The sequence below is a fragment of the Arthrobacter sp. Hiyo1 genome, assembly GCF_001263615.2.
Taxonomy (GTDB): Bacteria; Actinomycetota; Actinomycetes; order Actinomycetales; family Micrococcaceae; genus Arthrobacter.
Window position 1 is genome coordinate 71,569 of the sequence record NZ_DF952476.1, and the last position, 4,248, is coordinate 75,816.

General features: G+C 62.7%; 6 protein-coding genes and 1 riboswitch. Of the genes, 2 read left to right on the forward strand and 4 right to left on the reverse strand.

What is annotated here, in order from left to right; translation table 11 throughout:
* Positions 1–62: 62 nt before the first annotated feature.
* The 4 genes from AHiyo1_RS20755 to AHiyo1_RS20770 all read right to left on the reverse strand — a co-directional run bounded on the left by AHiyo1_RS20755 (position 63) and on the right by AHiyo1_RS20770 (position 2,489).
* The gene (locus AHiyo1_RS20755; protein ID WP_059389850.1) at positions 63–1,271 is read right to left on the reverse strand and encodes an O-succinylhomoserine sulfhydrylase; all 1,209 of its coding nucleotides are present in this window, start codon (positions 1,269–1,271) and stop codon (positions 63–65) included.
* A complete protein-coding gene (locus tag AHiyo1_RS20760) occupies positions 1,272–1,682 on the reverse strand; it encodes a rhodanese-like domain-containing protein (RefSeq protein WP_059389851.1) in 411 nt (136 codons plus the stop codon).
* Entirely contained in the window at positions 1,679–1,936 is a 258-nt protein-coding gene (locus tag AHiyo1_RS20765; RefSeq protein WP_028267606.1) for a DUF1737 domain-containing protein, read from the reverse strand. The genes AHiyo1_RS20760 and AHiyo1_RS20765 overlap by 4 nt, the downstream gene beginning before the upstream one ends.
* 10 nt (positions 1,937–1,946) lie before the next feature.
* Positions 1,947–2,059: riboswitch (SAM riboswitch) on the reverse strand.
* A 70-nt stretch (positions 2,060–2,129) separates the two neighbouring features.
* Positions 2,130–2,489: a hypothetical protein gene (locus AHiyo1_RS20770; protein WP_059389852.1), complete on the reverse strand. Its 360-nt coding sequence runs from the start codon at positions 2,487–2,489 to the stop codon at positions 2,130–2,132.
* Positions 2,490–2,544: 55 nt separating this feature from the next.
* On the opposite strand from AHiyo1_RS20770, the gene AHiyo1_RS20775 reads away from it, so the two are divergent.
* Positions 2,545–2,976 (forward strand): Lrp/AsnC family transcriptional regulator, encoded by a 432-nt coding sequence (locus AHiyo1_RS20775; RefSeq protein ID WP_059389854.1) that lies wholly within the window; start codon positions 2,545–2,547, stop codon positions 2,974–2,976.
* 159 nt (positions 2,977–3,135) lie between these two features.
* The gene (locus tag AHiyo1_RS20780) at positions 3,136–4,167 is read left to right on the forward strand and encodes an ornithine cyclodeaminase (protein ID WP_059389853.1); all 1,032 of its coding nucleotides are present in this window, start codon (positions 3,136–3,138) and stop codon (positions 4,165–4,167) included.
* The last annotated feature ends 81 nt before the right edge of the window (positions 4,168–4,248 follow it).

Here is a 4,248-nt window from a genome sequence, read left to right on the forward strand (position 1 = left end):
AGCGACACCAAGCCGCAACCCGTCCTCACCTGGGTGCGCCAGGACTGGCGCGAAGCGCCCGGCTAGACCTGCTTGAGGGCCCGCTCGAGGTCCCCGATGAGATCGTCCACATCCTCCAGCCCCACCGAAAGCCGCACGACGCCGTCGCTCAGGCCAATTGCCGCGCGGCCTTCCGGACCCATGGCACGGTGCGTGGTGGTGGCGGGATGGGTGATGAGGGACTTGGAGTCGCCGAGGTTGTTCGAGATGTCGATGACGGCGAGCCCGTCCAGCAGCGCGAAAGCGGCCTCCTTCGCCGATCGCCCTGCGGAGGGGAGCAGCTCGAAGGTGAGCACAGTTCCGCCGGCCTTCATTTGCTTTGCGGCGAGCTCGAACTGTGGGTGCGACTTCAGCAGCGGGTACTTGACCCAGCTGATGGCCGGCTGTTCCTCGAGCCACTCGGCGATCCGCAACGCAGACGCCGAGGAGTGGTTGACGCGCAGCGCCATCGTCTCCAGGCCCTTGGTCAGGACCCAGGCGTTGAACGCGGAAAGAGACGGACCGGTGTGCCGCATGAGCTGCTTGACGGGACCGTCGATGAACTCCTTGGTGCCCAGGATCGCTCCGCCAAGGACCCGACCCTGGCCGTCGATGTGCTTGGTGCCCGAGTAGACAATCACGTCTGCTCCGAGATCGCCGCAGCGCTGCAGGAGGGGAGTGGCGAAGACGTTGTCGACGACCACCGTGGCGCCGGCCGCGTGGGCCAGCTCGCTCACCGCGGCGATGTCCACGATTTCCTGCATGGGGTTCGACGGCGACTCGAAGAACACTGCCGTTGTCGGCTCGGACAGAGCGGCACGCCACTGGTCCAAGTCAGGCCCGTCGACGAAGACGGTCTCGACGCCCCAGCGCGGCAGGATCTCATTGAGGATGACGAAACAGGAGCCGAAGAGCGAGCGGGCGGCAACTACGCGGTCACCGGCAGCAAGCAACGCACCGAGGGCGGTGAAGACAGCGGACATGCCCGACGCCGTCGCGAAGCACGCTTCGGTGCCTTCGAGCAGGCGGAGGCGCTCCTGGAAGGTAGCTACGGAGGGGTTGCCGTAACGGGAGTAGACGAAGCGTTCGTCCTCGCCCGTAAATGCTCGCTCGGCGGCTGCGGCGGACTCGTAGACGAAGCCGGAGTTCAGGAAGACGGCCTCGGACGTTTCCTGGAAGTTGGTACGGTCAAGACCGCCGCGGACGGCCTGGGTGTCAGGGCTCCAGCTGGCGGCGTCAGGGTTGAAAGTCACTTAGATGTTCCCCAGGTTCGTCGGAAGTCCACGGTTTTTCCAGCCGTTAACGGTTCGCTCGCCGTAGCGGTCCGGCTCGCCCTCAAAGCCCTCGAGGACGTTGTAGGAGGTGTAGCCGGCCTGGGTGGCGGCAATCGCGGCGGCGATGGAGCGCTGTCCGGAGCGGCAGAGGAAAACCAGTTCGGTGCCATCCGCCTCCGGGGCCTGCTGCGTCAACTCTTCGATGAAACGGGTGTTGGGGATGCCTCCGGCCAGGTTCCACTGGATGAACAGGGGATCGTTCTCGGTGGCTTTGGTGTCCGGGATCCCGATGTGTGCCCACTCGCCTTCGGTGCGGACGTCCACCAGGATGGCGCCCTGCTCGAGCTTGGCCCAGGCGTCGTGCGGGCTGAGGTCGCCTGCGTAGCTCATGCGTGGCCCTCGCCGTCGAACTCTTCATCAAGCTGGTCCACCGCATTGGCAACGGCGGCATCTGCGCTCGCGATTGCCGCGGGCAGGACGATGGCCTGTGCCACGATTACGTCCGTGCCGTTGAAGGTCGCGGCCGGGCTGCCGTGCAACACGTATCCCTCCGCGAGGGCGGTGGAGATCCGCTCGCAGAATTCCTTGGTGTCAGGGCCCGTGATGAGACGGTACGAGAGTTTTTCTTCGGTGGGTTCAGGCATTGGTGCTCCTCAGTCACGCTTGCAGTTCGAAAGTGTCGATACGCCGAGTAGTCACCTGAGGCACCCCGCCGGAGAGAGGGTTGCCGACCAGCAAGTCAGGGCTTCGCGCTGGTGCTCATTACTCAAGAAGAAAAATAACATCCACGACGGCGGCCTGCATCACCGGCCGACGTCATGTTCCGTAACCGGGGGACTAGGACTCGGTTTCATTGGGCAGCGGTTCCAGGCTGGCCTGGATCCGGGGTGGAATGGCGTCGAACCGCGATGCTACTGCCGTAGGGGAGTGACGAAAAGTGGAACCTTGATGCTTCCGGATTTCCAGCAGTTCGTGGACGGATATCCCGGTGGCCGTGGCGAGTGCATGCAGCGAGAGGCTGTTGTGATGAGCCAAGGCAAAAACCACACCCGACAGGGCTTCGAAACCTTCTGTCTCGTAGATTTCCTTCACCAAGTTGGACATGCCATTTGCATCATCGATTGATCCCGCTGACGCACCAGTCGCCATGGCCGTCAGGGACCATGCAGCAGAGTCGGGGCTGATGTAGATGCTCATGTCGATACCCTACGGACTCAGGCCCGCTTGGGGAATGGGCGATACGTTTATCTTTATGGCAGCACTCACCGACCTTGACCGCCAGCTCCTCTCCGCTCTCCGGGAGGACGGCAGGGCCTCCGTGGCGAGCCTTGCGCGCAAGCTGGGCGTTGCTCGGGCCACCGTGAATAGCCGGCTTGAGCGTCTTGTCTCCTCGGGGACCATCGTTGGCTTCACCGCGAGGGTGCGCGACGAGGTGGATCCACTTGCGATCCGGGCCATTGCGCTCATTGCCGTGGAGGGAAGGTCGGCGGACAAGGTCATTCGCCAACTCCGCGGACTTCCCGAGATTTGGGCGCTACACACCACGAACGGCGGTTGGGATCTCGTGGCCGAGTTGCGCACGGAAAGCCTCAGCGACTTTGACCAGGTGTTGGGGAGGATCCGCGGGATCGAGGGGATCGTCAATAGCGAGACGAGCCTGCTGCTCAGTTCCGTCCTGCGATAGTCGCTTTTATGACGGACGCCTGCCGTTGATCATTGTGTGCATAAGCAGTCATCATTTTGTGCATGTTTTCAATGAAAAGTACGTACTTTGGCAATTGTGGATGCATATCGCCGCTCCGTAGCCTCGTAGCAACAGTGCTTATGAGGGAAAGGAGCGCACATGACGCGCTTTGTCGATGTCCGCAATATGGTTCGTTGGACGGCCGGACGGGGCCCGGAGACCATCATCTCGGAGATGATGCAGTACCTGGAAGACGACTTCCGGCGGTGGGAATCTTTTGACAAGACTCCGCGGGTGGCAAGCCACACGCCATTTGGCGTCATCGAGCTGATGCCCACCAGCGACCAGGAAACCTACGGCTTCAAGTATGTAAACGGACACCCCTCGAATCCCGCGCGCGGCTTCCAGACCGTGACAGCTTTCGGTGTCCTGTCCGACGTCCACAACGGCTACCCGACGTTCCTTGCGGAGATGACAGTGCTGACAGCGTTGCGGACGGCGGCCACGTCCGGCATGGTCGCTAAGAAGCTCGCGCGCCCCGATGCCCGGATCATGGCGATGATCGGAACCGGAACCCAATCGGAGTTTCAGGCGCTGGCCTTCCGGGCGGCCCTGGGTATAAACAGTGTGAGGATCTGGGACACGGACCCGGCAGCGATGGAGAAGTTCGTCCGGAACATGGCTCCCCTCGGCTTCGACATCACCATCGCAGACTCGGCGGCCCATGCAGTGGAGGGCGCCGACGTCGTCACCACATGCACGGCGGACAAGGCCAATGCCACGATCCTGACAGCAGACCAGGTTTCGCCCGGAGTCCACATCAACGCGATCGGAGGCGACTGCCCAGGGAAGACTGAACTCGACGCTGCCATCCTCGGCCTCGGTGACGTCTTTGTGGAATACGATCCCCAGACGCGGATTGAAGGCGAGATCCAGCAAATGTCCGCCGATTTTCCCGTCACCGAATTCTGGCAGGTCCTGGCCGGGCACGCTCCGGGCCGGACCTCCAAGGACCAAATCACGATATTCGATTCCGTGGGCTTCGCGATCGAGGACTTTTCCGCCTTGAGGTATCTCCGCGACGCCGTTGAGGGTTCAGAATTCTTCGAGGAGATTGACCTCGTCGCTAATCCCGATGACCCCAAGGACCTCTTCGGCCTGGTGCGGGAACTGTCGCCGATCGGCTCCTGAGATGCCCAACTGGTCCCCACCGCCACCCTCGCCTCGCAAGTCCCCGTCGGCTCCCAGCCTTCGCGAGCTCAGGCAGGGACC

What these genes read in the sequence shown, in the direction of transcription:
- AHiyo1_RS20760 (WP_059389851.1), bottom strand. Translation starts at nt 1,682, where the DNA reads ATGAGCTACGCAGGCGACCTCAGCCCGCACGACGCCTGGGCCAAGCTC.
- AHiyo1_RS20770 (WP_059389852.1), bottom strand. Translation starts at nt 2,489, where the DNA reads ATGAGCATCTACATCAGCCCCGACTCTGCTGCATGGTCCCTGACGGCC.
- AHiyo1_RS20780 (WP_059389853.1), top strand. Translation starts at nt 3,136, where the DNA reads ATGACGCGCTTTGTCGATGTCCGCAATATGGTTCGTTGGACGGCCGGA.
- AHiyo1_RS20765 (WP_028267606.1), bottom strand. Translation starts at nt 1,936, where the DNA reads ATGCCTGAACCCACCGAAGAAAAACTCTCGTACCGTCTCATCACGGGC.
- AHiyo1_RS20775 (WP_059389854.1), top strand. Translation starts at nt 2,545, where the DNA reads ATGGCAGCACTCACCGACCTTGACCGCCAGCTCCTCTCCGCTCTCCGG.